This is a genomic window from Pseudarthrobacter sp. NIBRBAC000502770 (assembly GCF_006517815.1).
In the GTDB taxonomy this organism is placed as follows: Bacteria; Actinomycetota; Actinomycetes; order Actinomycetales; family Micrococcaceae; genus Arthrobacter; species Arthrobacter niigatensis.
In genome coordinates, this window is the sequence record NZ_CP041198.1 from 49751 (window position 1) to 66133 (window position 16383).

Consider the following 16383-nt stretch of genomic DNA (forward strand, 5'->3'; position numbering starts at 1 on the left):
GATCGGTTCTACCGGGTGCCGCCCTGCCAGAGGGCGTCGAACGGGGCGCCGGAGGCAACGCGGTTGCGGATGCCGGCGGTAACAAAATCCTTGGCGGTCCGGGCAGCATCCAGCGGCGTGGCACCCTTTGCGAGCTCGGCGGTTACTGCGGCGGCCAACGAGCACCCCGCACCGGAAACTGCCACCTCGCCCACCTTGGGAGCACTCAGGACTTCGAGCGTCTCACCGTCGTAGAAGACGTCGACGGCGTCCGGGCCTTCCAGGCGAACGCCGCCCTTGGCCAGGACTGCTGCGCCGCTGAGCTCGTGGATCCGGACCGCAGCGGCCTTCAGCGACTCCACGTCCGTGATGTCCAGGTCGGACAACGACTCCGCCTCGAAGTGGTTGGGCGTGACAAACGTGGCCAGCGGCAGGATCTGGGCTTTCAGGGCCTGGTCCGTGTCCAGCGCGTGGCCGGGCTCCTGGCCCTTACAGATCAACACCGGATCCAGCACCACGTTGGCGAAGCTGTTCTCCTGCAGGGCACCGGCCACCGTGCTGATGGTGGCGGGGCTGCCCAGCATCCCGATCTTCACCGTATCCAAAGCCGAAGGTGCGCCGGACGCCGGACCATACGCCGCCGTCGTCGCCTCCAACTGGTCCGCGATCACCTGCTGGTCCACCGGCACGAACCGGTGGTTCCAGCTGTCCTTCGGGTCGAAGGACACGATGCACGTGAGGTTGGCGATGCCGAAGACACCGAGTTCCTGGAAGGTCTTCAGGTCGGCCTGCGCGCCGGCGCCACCGGTGGCTTCGGAGCCGGCGATGGTGAGGACGACGGCGGGACTTGCGGTGGGCAGCGTTGCGTCAGGGGTAGCGGAAGTCATGCATCCATCCTGCCACCCGGCGTCGGGCGCTTTCCATGTGTCACCGGACAGGGGGCCGGGACGCGGTATGGTCAGGGTTCCAGCGGTGGGCCGGGCTTCCGCGCAGCCACGGGTTCCGGCGCAGGCGCGTCATGGACTGTGACGAGGCCGGACACGGCTGCCCGCCCCAGCGCTGCGCAGAACCCCGTCCACAGGATCGTGCCCCACATTGCGGACCAGTGGCTGCCGGTGATGACCATGAGCGTGAGCACCCCCGTAACCAGCCCTGCCACGCCGACGGCCACGGCGTGGAGCAGCTGGTTGCGGACGGGCCGCATGCAGATCCCGGCAACCAGCGCCAGGGGCATTCCCAGGATTAGCGCGGAGAGCGTTCCGTAGAGGTAGCCGGGGAAACCCAGGGGGAACCCGAAGACCAGGACCGTGAGGCCCGCGCCGGGAAGGAACGCGCCTGGGCCGAAGGTGACGCGGAGCGGGCGGCTCATTCCCGGCCCTTGGCGATCTGCAGCAGTGCCCGGCCCAGCTCCGGCTGGCTGTAGACGAAGCCCGCGTCGAGGAGTTTCTGCGGCTGGACCCACCTGCTTTTGAGCACCAGCTCGGTTTCGGTGCGGATCAGGACGGCCCCTGCACGGAGGAGCCACGCAGGGGTGGGGAGCCCGAAGCGGGCGCCGTAGGCCCGCCGCACCAGGCGCATCATCTCCCGGTTGCTCACCACGTCCGGCGACGCCACATTAACGGGTCCGGTGACGTCGGTCCGCGCATGCAGGAAGCGGATGCTGCGGTACAGGTCCTCCACGTGGATCCAGCTGAACTTCTGCCCGCCGTCGCCCATGTGGCCGCCCAGGCCCAGCCGCGCCAGGTTGGCGAACGGCGCCAGCGCGCCGCCGCCGCGGCCCAGCACGATGGCGATCCGCAGCGGGATCTTCCGGGTGGCCGGCGTGGTGGCCGCCGCGAGGGCGGCCTCCCACGCTTTGGCCACGTCCACGGAGAACCCGGAGCCAAGCTCGCCGTCGGTTTCAGGCTGGGGGTGGTCCCTGGCATCCCGGTAGATGGTGCCGGTGCTGGCATTGAGCCAGGTCGACGGCGGCTCCGGGCATTGTGCGATGGCCCGCCCCAGGGCCTGGGTGGTGGCCACGCGCGAGTCCATGATGAGCGCCTTGTTCCGCCGGTTGTAGCGGCAGGAGACGGACCGTCCGGCGAGGTTCACCACCAGCCCGGCGCCGTTGAGCACCCGGACCATGCCGGCGTCGTCATCCCATCCGGCCGCGGCGCTGCCCGTTCCCTTGCGTCCAATGGTGCGCACGGTCCATCCGTCTTCCCGGAAGCGCCGGCGAAGGTATGTGCCGATGAAGCCGGAAGCCCCCGCCACCACAACGGTCTTTGTGCAGTCCATGTTTCCCCCCATGTTTCTTCCCTAATCGCGGATGCTGCGGCTCAGGTCCAGGACGTCGTCCAGCACCTTGCTGACTCCCGGGATGCGGGCCAGTGCGAGACCGCGGGCAATGAGTGGGGCCGCACCGTCCACCAGCCTCCTGGTCCGCCGCTGGCCCTCCGAGGTGTCATAGACCCAGAAGAGGGTGATGCCCATGTAGCAAAGCCACAGCAGCTCCGGCAGGTCGGTCCGCAGCTTCTTCGGTACGGCAGGCCTGGCCCCGTCCACGGTGCGCCTGAAGATGTCCAGGGATGCCTCGCGCGCGGGCGTGGACCGTGCTGAGAAGGGGTTCACCGGTGATGTTGGCCGGATTGCGGTGGCAACGAAGTCCGCGCCGAACCGGTGGTAAGGGGCCATGACGTCAAGGCCGGCATGCAGCGTGGCCTTCAGGCGCTCAGCCAGGGAAGCGGTCCCGTCCAACGCTTGCGAGGCCCGTGCCGCATGCTCTGCCTGCACCTGGATGTACAGCTCGTGGACCAGGTCATCCTTGGACGCGAAGTAGTAATAGGCGTTGCCGACGGAGGCGCCTGCCCCGGCGGCGATGGCGCGCATGGTGGTCTTCTCGAACCCGATATCTCGGAACATGCGCAGCGCCGTGTCCGCCAGCATTTGCCTGGTCTGTTCGCTCTTCGCTGCCATCGGCATCCCCATTCTTGAACATGTTCAAAAACAGTGTGCCACAGTAGTTGAACATGTTCAAAAACTGTTTCCGTGCTAACCAGCCCTTCTCCTGGGGGAGCTTTGCCGCAGGGCACGGTGCGAGAATGGCACGAGTGCTAATACAACCGGCCGCCCCGTACGGCAGGCCGGCCAACCACTCCTGAACGGATCCCTCAATGACCTCCGCCCCCGGCCACAGTGCCGTGCCCCAAACCGTCCAACCCACTGCCTCAGGTCCCGCCGCCAGATTCGCGGACATCGGATCGCCCTACTTCGGGATCATGCTGGCAGCCATGGCAGTGGTGCTGATCCTGTCCAACATTGGAGCGTCCAAGGGGGTGGCATTCGGCCCCATCGTCACCGACGGCGGCTTCTTCCTCTTCCCGCTGGCTTACATCCTCGGCGACGTGATCAGTGAGGTCTACGGCTTCAAGGTGGCCCGCAAAGCCATTTTCACCACATTTGCGCTGTGCGTCTTCGCTTCCCTCTGCTACTGGGTAGTCATTGCGCTGCCCGGATTCGACGACGAGTACGGAGCTGCCAAGCAGTCCGCCCTGGAAGGGGCGCTTGGTCCCGTGCCACAAATCGTCCTGGCCTCCCTGCTGGCATTCCTGGCAGGGCAGACCATCAATTCCTGGATCCTGGTCCGGATGAAGGCCCGCACCGGGGAGAAGTCCCTATGGGCGCGGCTCATGGGATCCTCGGGCGCCGGGGAGTTTGTGGACACGCTGATCTTCTGCAGCATCGCCGCACCCGTCATCGGCATCGCCGACCCCGGCAGCTTCGTGAACTACGTGCTGGTGGGTTTCGTCTACAAGACCGTGGTGGAGTTCCTCTTCGTCCCCGTGACCTCGCTGGCCATCAACTGGGTCAAGCGTCGCGAGCCCAGTTACGGCGCCGCCGGCCACGCCGCGGAAGGGGTGACAAACGCCGCATAGCTGCCGCCCGGCGTCGTACGTTGCAACTGCTGATCGCGTGGGATCGCCGGAAAGCTGCCGGATCGCCGGAAATTACCGGCGACCTGGCACCATTACGGCGATTTCGCGCTCCGGCCGGGTGGCTAGGGCCGGAGCGCCGCAAGGACACGGGCCTTGAACTCGTGTTCGCGGAAGAGATCGGCCCATTTCACGCGCACAAAGGTCCAGCCGTCCTCGGTGAGGGCGTTCTCCCGCTGCCGTTCCTGAAACAGCACCTCGGCCGTTGGCTTGTAGTCGAAGTACTTCGTTTTCCCGTCGAATTCGAGGGCAACCTTCTTTTCCTTCCAGGCAAAATCCAGCCGGTACCGCCCGGCACGCGTCGCCACCGCGACCTGGGGCTCCGGCAGGGGAAGTTTCAGCCGCAGCAGGAGTTCGCGCGTGAGTGTCTCGCCGGCGGACTCCGAGCGCGGATCTGCGTGGGCGAGCGCCAGCCGGAGGGTCCGGATTCCGCGCCGTCCCTGCAGGCCGTCAGCCATTCTCTCCATGAGGGCCTTGTCCGCACCTAGCCGGAGGGCGTGGTCCATCAAAACCAGTGACTGCCGGTAAGCCAGCATCATGGCGCAATCCACTACCGTCCGCTCCAGCGAGGTCACCCGGAGGTTGCCGAGGGTCACCACTTCCGGCCCGGTCCAGGGACGGGTGTGGCCACGGACATCCTTGCCGAGCCGCTCGCTGGAGGGGTTTCCCGGCAGTAAAAGGTGGATCAGGTCATCAACATCCCAAACATACAAATGGTGCAGCCGGGCGGCGGAGGTGTGGCTGTACACATAGCCGCCGGCTGAAGTGGTCAGCGTCCCGTGGGCATGGGCGTGGATCAGCTGCCTGCTGCGGACTGGCCCCGATTGCTTCTCCCACAGCTCGGCGCGGATGTAGCAGCCATGGCGGAGGCGGACCAGCTTCCCGTGGAGGGCCAGGGCCTTGATGGCCCGGGAATTGAGGCCGTGCCCGTGCAACTGTTCCGTCCGCCACAGGTTGCCGGTGCCTGGAAGAGCGGGAAGGCGTACTGTCTGCTTCGGTGTCATTCCGACAGGGTCCCGCCGCTGCGGCACCATCGGAAGGCGCCGCCGTCGTCATGTGGAAAACGTCCCGCGTCCCCAGCTCGCCGGAAAGGTGCCGGATCGACGGAAAGTTCCGGCGGGCCGGCAGCTTTCCGGCGGGTTCGACGGCGGCCGCCCGGCTTAGGCCTTCAGCGTCCCGTCCAGCAGGGCGCGCAGTTCCTGGAAGTGCCGCTCCGTGGCTTCTGGGTGGAATGCCGAGGTGTCCGCCATGGAGTAGCCGTGCGGTGCCCCGGCGTAGATCTCGTTGGATGCCTGCAGTCCCGCGGCGTGGAGCGCTTCGCCCAGACGGGCGACGGCGTCGGGGGCCATGCTCCGGTCGTGGTCCGCGTGGCCGAAGACGAACCGCGCCCGCGCGTTGCCAAGCCCCAGGTGCGGGCTGTCCGGATCCTCCGTTGCCAGGCCGCCGCCGTGGAAGCCGCCGCACGCTGCCACCACTTCGGGGTGCGATGTGGCGGTCCGGAGCGCGAGCCGGCGCCCATGCAGTAGCCGGTGGTCCCGATGGGGCCCGGCGCCACGTCGTCGAGGGCTGCCAGCGCGGAAACCCAGGCATCGATGTCCGGCAGGGCCTTGTCCGGGGTCAGCCTGCCCACCCGCGGGAAGGCAGCCTTGCCGGCGGCTTCCCGGCCCTCCTGGGTGGACATGTCACCCCCGGGGGCAAGCTCGGCGACTGTTCCTTCACGGTAGAAAACGTTGGGCGCCAGCACCACGTAGCCCCAGTCGGCAATGCGCTGGGCCATCTCCTGGATGCGCGGGCGCAGGCCGAACGCGTCCATGTAGAAGATGACTCCCGGGAACGGGCCGTTTCCGGCGGAAGGGCGGGCAACGATGGCTTCGGCACGGCCTGCAGGGGCCTGGATCTCGATGAGCATCTGGTCAGGATAGCGGAGGCGCCCGGGAGGCATGCTCAGGAGTAGTACCGGCCCAGGGTCTCTGCCTTGAAGTCGAAGAACGTGCCGGACTCGATGGCCAGCCGGGCGTCGTCCACCATCTTCACCACGAACCGCTCGTTGTGGATGGAAATCAGGGTGGCGGACACCATTTCCTTGGCCTTGAACAGGTGGTGGATGTACGCCCGCGAATAGTTGGTGCAGGCGTAGCAGTCGCAGCCCTCCTGCAGTGGCCCGAAATCGCGCTTGTACTTGGCGCCGGAGAGGTTGAACCGGCCTTCCGGGGTGTAGAAGGCGGAGTTCCGGGCCACCCGCGTGGGGGAGACGCAGTCGAACGTGTCGGCGCCGTTTTCGATGGCCGTGAAGATGTCATCCGGTTCGGAGATGCCCAGCAGGTGCCGCGGCTTGTCCTCCGGCAGTTCCTCGTTGCACCAGCGAACGATCGTGCCCAGGTTTTCCTTCTCCAGCGCCCCGCCGATGCCGAAGCCGTCGAACGGCATGGCGCCAAGGTCGCGGCAGGCCTTCCGGCGCAGGTCCTCGTACTGGGCGCCCTGGATCACGCCGAACAGGGCCTGGTACGGCTTGCCCGCGCGGTCCTCCGTCAGGCGGAAGTGTTCCGAGATGCACCGCTCCGCCCACAGCCGGGTGCGCTCCAGCGATTCCTCCTGGTACCGCCGGGAGTTCTGCAAGGTGGTGAGCTCGTCGAACGCGAACATGATGTCCGCGCCGATCTGGTGCTGGACCCGCATGGAGATTTCGGGGGAGAACCGGTGGCGGTCGCCGTTCAGGTGGGACTTGAACCACACGCCGTCGTCATCGATGTGCGCCAGGCGCTCTTTGCCTGGGGCCACGGCGTCATCAGGCCCGGAAGTATCCACGGACTTCATGTCGATGACCTTCTTGAACCCCGAACCGAGGCTCATCACCTGGAATCCACCGGAATCAGTGAAGGTGGGGCCGGGCCAGTTCATGAAGGCACCCAGCCCGCCGGCCTCGTCCAGGATGTCAGGGCCCGGCTGCAGGTACAGGTGGTAGGCGTTGGCCAGCAGGGCCTGCGCGCCCAGGTCCGCCATTGATTCAGGCAGTACGGCCTTCACCGTGGCTTTGGTCCCGACGGCGATGAACGCCGGGGTCTGGATCTCACCGTGCGGGGTGGTGATGGTCCCGGTGCGGCCCAGGAATGCCCCGCCGTTTTCAGCCTCCTGCGCGGCCGATGGCGGGCAGGACTCCGCCAGGCGGGTGCCGACCTTGAAGGAGAACTGTGATCGGGTTTCCGGCAGGGCGAAGGCGGGGTTGGCTGGCACCGTACCAGTGTGCCAGCAATCCCCCGCGGCCCGTAAACGCGGGCCCCGGTACGCTCAGCTGGCCGGTTCTGAGGCCGGGTAGTTCGAGGCCCGCCAGGAATCCCAGGATTGCCGGATGGCGTCGAAGGCGCCGGCGCCAAGATCGTAGGTCGAGGCGATGACGAACGAGCCATCACCCTCCTCGCGGACGTCCTTGATGGCGGGATGGTCTGCCACCACCAACAGCCCCTCGCCGTGTTCCGCGTAGCTGTGCACCGTGAGCCCCACCTGGTGGCTGGTCCGGTACCAGACTTTGCCGCTGATCTCCTCACCGGTGCCGAGCGTCAGCTGGTACGGCTCACCCGGCGCCGGGAGGTCGGAGAGCCCCAGCTTGTCGATCGCGGAGCCGTTGCCCTCGGTCAGGTGCAGGAACAGGGTGTGCCGCTTGCCGTGCGGGTGGCGTTCCAGGGCGAACCGGAGCTGCTGCAGGAAGGTCAGCCAACCCTGCGTGATGTCCTCGTCCCATGCCGCCCATTCGGAGTTGTGGTCCACCGCGCCGCGGGTGACGCTGACCCGGGTACCGTCCGCAACCGGGTGGAGCTCGAACGTGTCCCCGCCGTGCACGGTCAGGCTGGTGTGGTCCGCGGATTCCTGTACATCGGAGAAGTAGATCTCCTTGATCTCGGACTCCAGGTCTTCGGCCTGCCAGCCGTGCCACTGGGCCACCCTGGACGGTTCCCGCAGCATGGTCCAGACCTGCGGGGCGTCGGCGTTGATCACTACGCTGAGATTGTTCGTCATAGCCCCGAATGTACAACTCCGGCTACCCCCGGGGTAGGGCTAATTTCCCTTGCTGGAAGTTACCGGCAACGTGGCCCTGTGTTCAGGAGCGGACGGCCTCCAGCTCGTTGCTGATGCGCCGTTCAAGTTCGGACATGCCGATGGTTTCGGAGCCGCCGTGGGCCCGCAGGAACAGCAGGGATTCGAGCCGCAGCAGCCGCCATTCGCGCTCGGCGTCGTGGTTGGAGTTGTCGATCGAGCGGAAGATTTCCTTGTCGTACAGGTTGGGTTCATTGAGCGAGCGCTGCCGCACCTTGGCTGCCATCCGTGCCTTGAAGGCGTCCGTCTCCTGGTTTTCGGGAGTGCGGATCAGTTTCTCGTAGACCTCGGCCCGTTCGTCCTGGCCATCCTGCCGGCAGATGTAGCTGGCCAGCGCCAGGGCTGCCTCCACCGAGGTCCACCGGCCGGGGTTCCCGTCGTAGGGGAGCACGGTGATCAGGTCTGCCACCGACAGTGCGCCGTCCGCGTCCTTGAGCGTGATGAACAGTTCGTGCGCCAGGTCGCTGAGGTCCTTCAGGCAGCTGCCGGACTTGAAGTTGACCCCCTTCGAGAGCCGGTCCGCCAGGAGCAGGACGCCCTCGGCGTCTGGGTGGGCCTCCGCGGCTGCCTCCACCACGGATTCGGGGGTGCCGTCCGGGGCGGGAATGAGCGCCAGTTCCTCCTCGCCGGGCCCGGTCACCGCGGGTGGTGCCGGGGGAAGGGGAGGGACGACGACGGCGGGCGCCACGTTGAGGGGACCGGTCCCGGCGCCGGGCTGCTCCTGCGCGCCGTTCCGGGGCATCAGGGTTTCCGCGGGTGGTGCGGCCTCGGGAAGGTCCGCCGGCAGGGGGAGCTGGGTGATGTCGTCGTGCGCGCCGTCCACCACGGTGACCATGGTGCCGATGGCCACCCGCAGTGTGCCGCCGCCGGAGAGGCTGGCCAGGACCAGTGCGGGGGAGCCGAAGTCGTCGTGCTCAAGCTCCACCTGGTCGATTTCGGCAGTGCGCCGGCCGTCGGGGAGGAGGATGTGGCTGCCGGTGGTCAGAGATCCAGCCTGCTGTTCACGGTGGTGCCTGGCGGCTGGTGATTCGGTCATGGGAGTCCTTAAGTTCTCTTGCGGTCCGCCCTACAGTCTACAAAGGCGGGCACTCAAAACCGGGGACCCCCACGTCCCGGCGGGGTGGTCAGAAGCCCACGCCTGCAAACGCCAGGGCCTGCCGGATCAGGCCGCCGCGGCCGCCGGAGAACTCCATCTGCACGCCGGGGCTGAGGACTTCCTCCGGGGTCATCCAGGTCAGTTCGAGGGCGTCCTGGCGCGGCTCGCACTCGCCCGTCACCGGGATCACGTAGGCCAGCGACACGGCGTGTTGCCGCTCGTCCGTGAAGCCGGTCTGGGACGGCGCGGGGAAATATTCAGCCACAGTGAACGGCACGGGGCTCAGCGGCAGCTGCGGGAACGCCAGGGGGCCCAGGTCCTTTTCCATGTGCCGGAGCAGGGCGGCGCGGATGGTTTCGCGGTAGATCACACGGCCGGAAACCAGGGAGCGCACCATGGTCCCGTCCGCGTCCGCCTGCAACAGCGTTCCCACCTCGTTGACGTATCCCAGCGGGTCCAGCCTGACCGGTACTGCCTCTACGTACACCATGGGCAGCCGCCCGCGCGCCTCAAAGAGGTCTTCTTCGGAGAGCCAGCCGGGATTCGGGTCAGGTGTGCGCACGTTCATGCTTAAGTTCTACCCCATGGGGCGGTGCTGGGAGACCCACACCGTGGCGGGCGCGTTGGGGCTGCCCGCGTCGGGATTGGCCACATGGAGGGTGCTGCCAAACGCCTCCTCCGTCAGGCTGGCGGAGAAGCCGGCCGCGGTGAGGCGCTCCCGCAGCTGCTCCAGGCCGCCGCCGTATTCAAAGCCAAGGCCCGAGCGGGACGCTCCGGCTGCCGGCCGCACCAGGAGTACCCCGCCGTTCTTGGCCGTGAAGTCCGCGGTTTCGTCGTTGTCCGGCACGGGCCGGGGGCGGGCGCCGATGTGCAGCAGCGTGCGGACGGCACCTTCGGGGTCCTCGGTGTACCAGACCGCGGCGACGGCCAGGGCGGGATCGGCGTCGGCACACTGGGCAAAGTGGGCGGCCTTGTCCGCGAGGAAGCTGAACCCGTCCGGCGCGCTGATACGGCAGGCGTCACCGTGGTCGGCGGTAACGGGTTCGGCCGGTCCGGTGCCTTCCGCCGCTCCCTCCTGTGGGGAGTCTTCCTTGGCTGAGGCGTTGGTGCGCCTGGCGAATTCGGCAACGTCGCCCACTTCCACGGCCAGCACCGTCCGGCCGTCCTGTCCGGAACCGGCCTCGGCGGAATGGACTGCCAGCCGCCCTGAGCCCGAATCGAAAACCGTCCACCCGCCGTCGTCCTCGGTGGGGACCATTCCCAGGGCGGTGAGGAGCTGTTTCCAGGCCTCGGTGCGCGAGGTGAAATGGACGGGGCGGACTCGGAGCATGGCATTGTCCTCGGGGTTGCGGATGGGCCGGTAGGGCCATGATGCCACGTGTTGCCGTCCGGCACACGGGCCTTGTGGTACGGGATTCCACGGGCAGAATTAGGCCATGGCCAATGACCTTGAGGAACTGCTGCTGCCCGACGCTGCCGCCTGGCGTGCCTGGCTGGAAGAGAACCACGGCACCAGCCCGGGGGTGTGGCTGGTGCTGCATAAGAAGGGCGGGACGGTGACGGGCCTTGACTACGCGGCGGCCCTGGACGAAGCCCTTTGTTTTGGCTGGATCGATGGGCAAGGCAGGCGCCGGGACAGCGAAAGCGTGTTCCAGCGGATGACGCCGCGGCGCCACCGGAGCATCTGGTCGGCCCGGAACGTGGGGCACATTGCCCGGCTGGAGGAGGCCGGGAAGATGACCGACGCCGGACGGGCCGCCGTGGCGGCGGCCAAGGCGGACGGCCGCTGGGAGGCGGCCTACGGCGGACAGGCCGACCTCGAGGTGCCGGAAGACCTGGCGGCCGCCATCGCAGCCAACCCGGCGGCGCAGGCCACCTTCGAGGTCCTGACAAAAACCAACCTGTTCGCCCTGGTGTTCAGGACCAATTCGGCGAAGCAGGCGGCCACCCGGGAACGCAGGATTGCCGGGTTCGTGGACATGCTGGCACGGGGAGAGACACCCTATCCGCAGAAGAAGCGGCCACCGGCACGGGACTGACTGCCGGTGTATGACGTCCCCGGATTGGGTTCACGGGAAGAGGGCCGGTAAAATTGACGGTTCACTTGCGCTGGTGCCGTTCCCCTGTCCCGGGGGACGGCACATGTGCGTTCAGCGACGGATCGACACCACCCATGCCCTTCCCACGTCCCGCGTCCATTCGTGCCGCCCTCCGGCGACCCCCCATTCTGTGGGTCCTGGCCGCCGTCGCCGTGCTGGCGCTGGCCGTTTCGCTGGTACTGGCCGGTACCGTCCAGCGGGGCCCCGGCACGCAGGAAAGCGGCCCACCAACCGCCGCGCGTCCAACGGAAGCCGCGCCGGAGGGGGATGACGTTTTCCGGCCGGCGTACCACCTCACGCCGGACGAGCACTGGATGAACGATCCGCAGCGGCCCTTTTTCCTCGACGGCCTCTGGCATTACTACTACCTCTACAACGCCGACTACCCGGAAGGGAACGGCACCGAGTGGTTCCACGCCACCAGCACGGACCTGGTGCACTGGAAGAACGAAGGGGTGGCTATTCCCAAGTTCCGCAACGGCCTGGGCGACATTGAGACCGGCTCCGCCGTGGTGGACACGGAAGGGACGGCCGGGTTTGGCAAGGGGGCCGTGATCGCGGTCCTCACCCAGCAGCACGACGGTGTCCAGCGCCAGTCCCTGTTCTACTCCACGGACAAGGGTTACAGCTTCCAGGGCTACGGACAGAACCCGGTGATGGAGAACCCCGGCGCCGAGCACTGGCGGGACCCGCGGATCATCCGGGACGAGGCCAACAACCAGTGGCTGATGCTCCTCGCGGAGGGCCACAAGATCGGCTTCTACACCTCCAAGGATTTAAGGCAGTGGACCTATGTGTCCGGCTTTGGCCAGGAGGGGCTGGGAATCCTGGAGTGCCCGGACTTCTTCCAGCTGGACCTGGACGGCGACCCCGCCAAGCGCACCTGGATCCTGGCAGCGAGCGCCAACGGATCCGGGGAGGGGCGCACCACCGGCGTAGCCTACTGGACCGGCAGCTTCGACGGCAAGGCCTTCACCGCGGACGGCGGCCACCAGTGGCTCGACGGCGGACCGGACTTCTACGCGGCCGTCACCTGGGCTGGCCCGGGGCTGGACGACGCGCAGCGGAAGGCGTCCCGGCACGCCATCGGCTGGATGAACAACTGGGCCTACGCCCGGAACCTTCCCACCAACGGCTGGTACGGGGCCGCCTCGGTGGTGCGGGACATCCGGCTGGCGTTCGACGGCGGCCGGCCGGCCCTGGTGTCCTCGCCTACGGCCGCGCTCCAGTCACTGGAGGGGGCGCCAGTGCAGGTGCCCGGCGGGAGCATTGATGGCGGCCTGGCACTCCCGGTCCCGGACAGCGGCGCCTTCAAGGCCGACGTCGAGCTGGCCAAGCCCGCGGACGGGACCGGGGAGGCGCGGGTGCTGCTGCAAAGCGGCGGCACCACCTATGCCACGGTGGGCTACGATTTCGCGGCCGGGCGGGCGTTCGTGGACCGCAACGGTGACGCGGCGGCCGGCGGGAGCGGCCTCGCTGACCAGGCGGACGCCAGCCGCGTATACCGGCAGGAGCGCTCGGTGGACGCCCGGCCGGCCGGGGACACCGTCCGCCTCACCGTCTACGTTGACCGGTCCTCCGTGGAGGTCTTCGTGGCGGGACGGGCCCTGACGTCCCTGGCGTTTCCACCGGCCGGCACCAAGGAAGCCCGGCTGGTGGCGGAGGGACCGGTATCGCTCAATCGCGGCACCGTCACGCCGCTGGCCGGCATCCGCTAGGCGCCGGCTGCGGCGGTGACGGCGGCCGCTGCCTCCAGCGCCATCCATGCCTGGAGCTGGGTGGAGAGTTCGACGGCGGCGCCCGGCGGATACGTCGCGGCCGCCGGTTTGGCTGCGTGCAGCGAGAAGTTGCTCGTGCCTTCCCGCCGGGCATTTGCCTCGCCGGGGCCGACGGGGCGTCGGCCGGACCAGAGCGCTTCAGCGGTGTCCGTCACCAACCGTGCAGCCGTGGCGCGGGTAGCCGCGGGAAGCCGGCGGTCTGCCGCGGCGAGTGCCAGGTATCGGCAGAGAATCCCGGTGAAGAGGCCGCCGTCGCCTGTTCCTTCGCAGCGCAGCACCGAACCACCGGAGCCCGTGCCGGCTCCGTTGCTGCTGCCCGGGACCGTCAGCAGCCGCTGCACCGCGTCCACCAGGACCGCGGCCCGGGCCAGGTTCGCCTCGCCGCCCAGCTCCAGGAGTGCTCCCAGCACGGGGCCCTGGTTGTAGGTGTATACCGCCCGCTCCAGCACCACCTCTCCGGAGGGATCCAGGCGTGCGCCGTCAAGGTAGAGGGCCTGGTCCGCGTCAAAGAGAGTGGCGTCGAGCCAGTCCAGCAGGGCCTGGGCCTTGGCGTGCTGGCCAGTGCGGGCATAGAACAGGGCCACCGGCGCGGTGGCCGGGGTGTTCTTGAAGTCGCGTTTCTTGCTCCAGAAAGTCCCGCCGCCCAGGTCATCGGTGCAGGCGGCGTCGAACTGCAGCGCCAGCGACGCCCGGACCACGGCGTTGCGGCGGCGGCCTGGACGACGGGTTTCCTCGGCCAGCCTGTCCAGGCGGAGCGTTGCCAGCGCCAGCCACGCCATGTCGTCGTAGTAGCTGTTCACGAAAGTCAGGGCGTTGCGGAGCCTGATCCCGGTGACCAGGCGCGAGGCCAAGTGCCCGGCGCTGGGCCGGCCCGGGCCGTCGAACCGGGCCGCCGGGGTGGCTCCGCCGCCCAGTTCCCGCCGCCCGGCGTCCACCAGGCAGTCAACGTAGTGCGCCTGCCACCAGTAGTGCCAGGGGAGGGCCAGCGATGCGGCAGGCCGCATCCGGCGGAGTGCGGTACGCCATCGCGGCGCTGGCTGGGTGCCCGGCTCCTGCTCCGGCGTTGAGGGGGTGGGCGGTCCGGCCGGGTGCCTGCCCTGCCACAGCGCTGCGCCCAGGTGGGTTCCGGGCAGGAACAGCAGTTTCCGGCCGAACAGGGCGGTCACGGACCGGGCCGCGTGGTTCGCCCTGTCCTGCCAGGCGGTCAAGGAGGTGCTGCTGGACGTCATGCCGTCCACCCTAACCGTGCCGCCGGCACCAGGGAGCGCAGGGCCTCGGGGGTGAGTGCGGCGGCGCGGGATTTCAGTTAACATTCATTAACTGTTGCTCGGGTCGCGCCGCGGCATGGGGACACACATCAAGGAGGATGGATGGACATCAAAGGCAGCGTCGCACTGGTGACAGGCGGGGCGTCCGGGCTGGGAGCAGCCACCGCGCAGAGATTGTTCGACGCCGGCGCATCCGTCGTGCTCGTTGACCTGCCGTCCTCGGGCGGACAGGCACTGGCGGACGAACTGAACGGCCGCGCCGCAGCCGGCCAGTCCGCCGTCTTTGCCCCCGCAGACGTGACCAGCGAGGCCGACGTACGGGCCGCCGTCGGGACCGCCGCGGGGCTGGGCCCACTCCGGATCGTGGTGAACTGCGCAGGGATCGCCACCCCCGGCAAGGTCCTGGGACGGGACGGTGTGCTGCCCCTGGAATCCTTCAGCAAGGTCATCCAGGTCAACCTGGTGGGGACCTTCAACGTCCTGCGCCTGGCCGCCGAAGCGATGGCGGCCACCGAGCCCGCCACCACCCCGCTGGGCGGCCCGGAACGCGGCGTCATCGTCAACACCGCCTCCGTGGCGGCCTTCGACGGGCAGATCGGCCAGCCCGCGTATGCCGCCTCCAAGGGCGCCGTGGCCGCCATGACGCTGCCGATCGCCAGGGAACTGGCGCGCTCGCTGGTCCGGGTGGTCACCATCGCTCCGGGCATCTTCGAGACCCCTATGATGGCCGGCCTGTCGCAGGAGGCGCAGGACTCGCTCGGCGCCCAGGTTCCGCACCCGTCCCGGCTGGGCAAGCCCGCGGAATATGCCAACCTGGTGGCACATATTGTGGACAACGCCATGCTGAACGGCGAAACCATCCGCCTGGACGGGGCTATCCGGATGGCGCCGAAATGAGCGCGCCGGACGTCCCGCAGCTGCCGGCGGCGGACTTCTTCGCCGTCGAAGCGATGCTGGACGAGGCTGAACGGAACAAGCTCGCCGAGCTGCGGGACTTCCTGGCGGCCGAGGTGGCGCCGTACGCGGGGGATTGGTGGAACAAGGCCGAGTTTCCCGCCCATATCCTCCCCAAGCTGGCCACGCTGGAGCTGAGCACACCGGTCCACCGCGGCTACAGCCATCTTTTTGCCGGGCTGGTCATCGCGGAGATCACCCGCGTGGATACCTCCCTGGCCACGTTCTTCCTGGTCCATCACGACCTCTTCGTGGAATCCCTGCACACCTTTGGCACGGAGGACCAGAAGCAGCGGCTGCTGGCCGACGCCTCGGAGCTGCGCACTACGGGTGCCTTCGCGCTGACCGAACCGCTGCATGGCTCGGATGTGGCGGGCGGCCTGGAGACCCGGGCCCGGCGGATCTCCTCCACCACGGGAGAAGCGGACGACGCCGGCGATACGTGGGTGCTCAACGGGGCCAAGCGCTGGATCGGCAACGGGACGTTCTGCGACTACATGCTGGTGTGGGCCCGGGATGAGGCGGACGGTTCGGTGCGCGGCTTCATTGTGGACGCAACGCTGCCGGGTGTCAGCCGGAGCAGGATCGAGAACAAGATCGCCCTGCGCACCGTCCAGAACGCGGACATCCAGTTCCGCGATGTCAGGGTTGCCGAGGCGGACCGCTTTGCCGGTATCAGCAGCTTCGAGGACACCAAGGAACTGCTCCGCAGCTCACGGATCATGGTGGCGTGGCAGGCGGTGGGCCAGCAGCTCGCCGCCTTCGACGTGGCCCGGCAATACGCGGTGGAGCGGCAGCAGTTCGGCCGGCCGCTGGCCCACTTCCAGTTGATCCAGCAGCAGCTGGTGACCATGCTGGGGAACGCCGTGGCCAGCATGTCCATGATGGCCGGGCTCGCCCGGCTGCAGGAGCAGGGGGCAGCCAACATGCCGCAGGTGGCCCTGGCCAAGTCCTACCTCAGCGCCCGCATGCGCGAAACCGTGGCGCTGGGCCGCTCCATCCTGGGCGGCAACGGGATTGTTACCGACTACCGGATGGCCAAGATCTTCGCCGATGCCGAAGCCATCTACACCTACGAGGGCTCGTTCGAGGTCAACACCCTGATCGTGGGAAGGGCCATCACTGGAATCTCCGCCATCGGTGGTTGAG

General features: G+C 68.2%; 16 protein-coding genes and 1 pseudogene. 5 read left to right on the forward strand and 12 right to left on the reverse strand.

Going from position 1 to position 16383, the window contains the following annotated elements; genetic code table 11:
* Window positions 1-8: 8 nt before the first annotated feature.
* The 4 genes from NIBR502770_RS00690 to NIBR502770_RS00705 all read right to left on the reverse strand — a co-directional run bounded on the left by NIBR502770_RS00690 (window position 9) and on the right by NIBR502770_RS00705 (window position 2934).
* A complete protein-coding gene (locus tag NIBR502770_RS00690; protein WP_141180702.1) occupies window positions 9-866 on the reverse strand; it encodes a hydroxymethylpyrimidine/phosphomethylpyrimidine kinase in 858 nt (285 codons plus the stop codon).
* Between the two features lie 71 nt (window positions 867-937).
* A complete protein-coding gene (locus tag NIBR502770_RS00695) occupies window positions 938-1348 on the reverse strand; it encodes a hypothetical protein (protein WP_141180703.1) in 411 nt (136 codons plus the stop codon).
* On the reverse strand, window positions 1345-2256 hold the full coding sequence (locus NIBR502770_RS00700) for a TIGR01777 family oxidoreductase (protein ID WP_141180704.1): 912 nt from the start codon (window positions 2254-2256) through the stop codon (window positions 1345-1347). The genes NIBR502770_RS00695 and NIBR502770_RS00700 overlap by 4 nt, the downstream gene beginning before the upstream one ends.
* 21 nt (window positions 2257-2277) lie before the next feature.
* Window positions 2278-2934 (reverse strand): TetR/AcrR family transcriptional regulator, encoded by a 657-nt coding sequence (locus NIBR502770_RS00705; RefSeq protein WP_141180705.1) that lies wholly within the window; start codon window positions 2932-2934, stop codon window positions 2278-2280.
* Window positions 2935-3131: 197 nt separating this feature from the next.
* On the opposite strand from NIBR502770_RS00705, the gene NIBR502770_RS00710 reads away from it, so the two are divergent.
* Window positions 3132-3893, forward strand: a complete 762-nt coding sequence (locus tag NIBR502770_RS00710) for a queuosine precursor transporter (RefSeq protein ID WP_141180706.1) — start codon at window positions 3132-3134, stop codon at window positions 3891-3893.
* A gap of 122 nt (window positions 3894-4015) precedes the next feature.
* Here the strand turns inward: NIBR502770_RS00710 and NIBR502770_RS00715 are convergent, their stop codons facing one another.
* The 7 genes and pseudogenes from NIBR502770_RS00715 to NIBR502770_RS00745 all read right to left on the reverse strand — a co-directional run bounded on the left by NIBR502770_RS00715 (window position 4016) and on the right by NIBR502770_RS00745 (window position 10465).
* On the reverse strand, window positions 4016-4954 hold the full coding sequence (locus tag NIBR502770_RS00715) for a type IV toxin-antitoxin system AbiEi family antitoxin domain-containing protein (RefSeq protein WP_141158195.1): 939 nt from the start codon (window positions 4952-4954) through the stop codon (window positions 4016-4018).
* 156 nt (window positions 4955-5110) lie between these two features.
* Window positions 5111-5892, reverse strand: a pseudogene (locus NIBR502770_RS00720) (dienelactone hydrolase family protein).
* Window positions 5893-5894: 2 nt separating this feature from the next.
* On the reverse strand, window positions 5895-7181 hold the full coding sequence (gene tgt / locus NIBR502770_RS00725) for a tRNA guanosine(34) transglycosylase Tgt (RefSeq protein WP_141180707.1): 1287 nt from the start codon (window positions 7179-7181) through the stop codon (window positions 5895-5897).
* Between the two features lie 54 nt (window positions 7182-7235).
* Window positions 7236-7961 (reverse strand): SRPBCC domain-containing protein, encoded by a 726-nt coding sequence (locus NIBR502770_RS00730; protein WP_141180708.1) that lies wholly within the window; start codon window positions 7959-7961, stop codon window positions 7236-7238.
* A gap of 82 nt (window positions 7962-8043) precedes the next feature.
* A complete protein-coding gene (locus NIBR502770_RS00735) occupies window positions 8044-9075 on the reverse strand; it encodes a DUF6707 family protein (protein WP_141180709.1) in 1032 nt (343 codons plus the stop codon).
* An 88-nt stretch (window positions 9076-9163) separates the two neighbouring features.
* On the reverse strand, window positions 9164-9703 hold the full coding sequence (locus NIBR502770_RS00740) for an NUDIX hydrolase family protein (RefSeq protein WP_141158190.1): 540 nt from the start codon (window positions 9701-9703) through the stop codon (window positions 9164-9166).
* 9 nt (window positions 9704-9712) lie between these two features.
* Window positions 9713-10465 carry a VOC family protein gene (locus NIBR502770_RS00745; protein WP_141183258.1) on the reverse strand — a complete coding sequence of 251 codons (753 nt, stop codon included), beginning with the start codon at window positions 10463-10465 and terminating at the stop codon, window positions 9713-9715.
* A 106-nt stretch (window positions 10466-10571) separates the two neighbouring features.
* Here NIBR502770_RS00745 and NIBR502770_RS00750 point away from each other — a divergent pair, with 106 nt between their 5' ends.
* Both NIBR502770_RS00750 and NIBR502770_RS00755 read left to right on the forward strand, forming a co-directional pair.
* Entirely contained in the window at window positions 10572-11174 is a 603-nt protein-coding gene (locus tag NIBR502770_RS00750; protein WP_141180710.1) for a YdeI family protein, read from the forward strand.
* Between the two features lie 134 nt (window positions 11175-11308).
* Window positions 11309-12952, forward strand: coding sequence for a glycoside hydrolase family 32 protein (locus tag NIBR502770_RS00755; RefSeq protein ID WP_141180711.1), 1644 nt, complete (start codon window positions 11309-11311; stop codon window positions 12950-12952).
* Here NIBR502770_RS00755 and NIBR502770_RS00760 read toward each other — a convergent pair.
* Window positions 12949-14241: a glycoside hydrolase family 76 protein gene (locus NIBR502770_RS00760; RefSeq protein ID WP_141180712.1), complete on the reverse strand. Its 1293-nt coding sequence runs from the start codon at window positions 14239-14241 to the stop codon at window positions 12949-12951. The two genes, NIBR502770_RS00755 and NIBR502770_RS00760, sit on opposite strands and share 4 nt — an antisense overlap.
* Before the next feature lie 141 nt (window positions 14242-14382).
* On the opposite strand from NIBR502770_RS00760, the gene NIBR502770_RS00765 reads away from it, so the two are divergent.
* Together NIBR502770_RS00765 and NIBR502770_RS00770 are read left to right on the forward strand one after the other, a co-directional pair.
* Complete coding sequence (locus NIBR502770_RS00765; protein WP_141180713.1) at window positions 14383-15177, forward strand: 3-hydroxyacyl-CoA dehydrogenase; 795 nt, start codon at window positions 14383-14385, stop codon at window positions 15175-15177.
* Window positions 15174-16382 carry an acyl-CoA dehydrogenase family protein gene (locus tag NIBR502770_RS00770; RefSeq protein WP_141180714.1) on the forward strand — a complete coding sequence of 403 codons (1209 nt, stop codon included), beginning with the start codon at window positions 15174-15176 and terminating at the stop codon, window positions 16380-16382. The genes NIBR502770_RS00765 and NIBR502770_RS00770 overlap by 4 nt, the downstream gene beginning before the upstream one ends.
* The last annotated feature ends 1 nt before the right edge of the window (window position 16383 follow it).